Source organism: Bordetella sp. BOR01 (assembly GCF_019218885.1).
Lineage (GTDB): Bacteria > Pseudomonadota > Gammaproteobacteria > Burkholderiales > Burkholderiaceae_B > Bordetella_A.
The window spans coordinates 1-1,942 of record NZ_JAHUWT010000010.1 but is presented as its reverse complement, the minus strand read 5'-3'; the positions used below and the strand labels follow the sequence as shown (position 1 = coordinate 1,942).

The window sequence follows — 1,942 nt, the reverse complement described above, 5'->3', positions numbered from 1 at the left end:
ACGCGGCGCTGGTGGAAGAGGCCGCGGCGGCGGCGGGTTCGCTGCAGGAGCAGGCGCAGCGGCTGGCCGAGGCGGTGTCGGTGTTCAAGATCATCGCGGGCGAGGTCATCGAGGTGCCGGCACGGCAATTGGCCTCCGCCCGCCACGTCCCGCATGTGGCCGATGCCGCACGGCAGCCGGTTGCCGCCGAGCGCGAGCCGCAGGCCGCCGCGCCGGCCGTCGCGCCGCGCCAATTGACCAGCGACCGCGCGGCGCAATCCGTCTCTTCCACATCGCGCACGGTGCGTGGTGGGCAGGGTGCAGAGCCGGCAGCGAGTTCCATCAACGCGGCGGCGCCGGTTGCCACGCGGCGCGTGGCAAGAACACAGCCGGTGGCCGCTGGCGCTGGTGCGCCGCGTCCGACCCGTCGCGCTGCGCCGGCCACTGCCACGCCAGCGGCTGCTACGCCGGTGGCTCGCCGGCCGGTGCCCGCGGACGACGACTGGGAATCTTTTTGACGCGCCGATCGGGCGCGCACGGACGGCAATCATGAGCTTGAGATCGATGCTGATGATGTTGGGGATGGTGTCGCTGCTGGCAGGCTGCGCCACTTCCGGGCGCAATTTCGATCCAGGCCGGCTTTCCGCGTTGACGCCGGGGCAGTCGACGCTGGACGAGGCTTCTTATGCCCTGGGTGCCGCGCCGGTCATGCTGTATGGCCAGAACGACGGTGGAACGCTGGCGCTGTGGGCCTTCAAGGCCACGTTTGTGACCGACGGGCTGTACAGCCGCAAGCAAGCTTTGCTGCAGTTCGGCCCGGACGGCAGGCTGGTGCGGTTGGTGGACACCACCAATGTCCTGCTCGAACCCTGGGAGCGCCGGAAGCTGCTTGGGCCGCCTCCGGTAAGCCTGGACGGCCCGGCGGGCGCGCCATGGATACCGGTGCCCGACGCACCGGTGCAATAGCGGGCACGGCGCAGTCAGCCTGGGCCAATGGGATGCCGGCAAGTGCCGGCAAAGAGTGAGTTGCAGAATATTCCTGGAGAACGGGGGAGAGTCATGGAAGCGAGTTACGACGCCGGAACCAAGCCGGCCAAGACCAAGAAGCGGGCGCGTGCGCCCAGGCAGAAGCGTTCCTGGAAGATCCGCGATGCGCGGGTAGGCACGCTGCTGCTGGTGGTGATGGCGTTCTTTGCGCTGTTGATTGCGGCAGTGGGTGTCCTGGCGGCCTACTTCCTGCAGACCAATTACGAGTCGATCCGCAAGATCAATGATCTGACCTCGCGCGCCAAGCAAGTCGAGATAATCAACAGTGACATGCTGCGCGCCCGGGTCGAGCTGATGGTCGCGGCGCGCTATTTGCAGGAATCGGGTTGGGGCAGTGGCGAGAACTCGGCCAAATCGGCCAAGGAAGCGCTCGACGGCGCCACCACGCGGCTGGACGGCGTGCGCAAGCGCTTCTCTGAATTCCAGCAGAACATGTTGGAAGACGATGCTGGGCGCCGCCTGTCGATGAACCTGGTGCGCCGCTATCGTGCTTATATCGACGACGGCGTCGATACCATGGTGGAAGCCCTGCGCAGTGAAGACTATTCCACCTTTTATATGGTGAACAACGAATACGGCACGCCGCGCAGCGCAACATTTATCGAAGCCATCGCTGAATTCGACAAGTACATCCAGGAGCAGCAGGCCGCCAACGTCGCAGGCGCACGGGCCAGCTTCGAGCGTGCCGTGCTGGCCGTGGGGGTGGCGGTGGTACTGGCGCTGCTGTTGATGCTGGTGGCGCGCATGGTCTTCGGCCGCCTGGTGGTGCGTCCGCTGATCGAGGCTGGCCAGCACTTCGACAAGATAGCCGCCGGCGACCTGACGGCGCGTGTGGAGGTTCGCAACAGCAACGAGGTAGGACAGTTGTTCGGGGCGCTCAAGCGCATGCAGGAGAACCTGGCGCGCACGGTATCGC

General features: G+C 66.3%; 2 protein-coding genes and 1 pseudogene. All 3 read left to right on the top strand.

Annotated elements, in window-relative coordinates; genetic code table 11:
• Window positions 1-497 (top strand): annotated as a pseudogene (locus KW845_RS29295) (methyl-accepting chemotaxis protein); the annotation flags it as partial.
• Window positions 498-528: 31 nt separating this feature from the next.
• Entirely contained in the window at window positions 529-945 is a 417-nt protein-coding gene (locus KW845_RS29290) for a hypothetical protein (RefSeq protein ID WP_218372939.1), read from the top strand.
• Window positions 946-1,038: 93 nt separating this feature from the next.
• Window positions 1,039-1,942, top strand: a 904-nt coding sequence (locus KW845_RS29285) for a Tar ligand binding domain-containing protein (protein WP_218372938.1), incomplete at its 3' end; no start/stop codon positions are given.

Coding starts and splice junctions, on each gene's coding strand:
- KW845_RS29290 (WP_218372939.1), top strand. CDS start 529: ATGAGCTTGAGATCGATGCTGATGATGTTGGGGATGGTGTCGCTGCTG.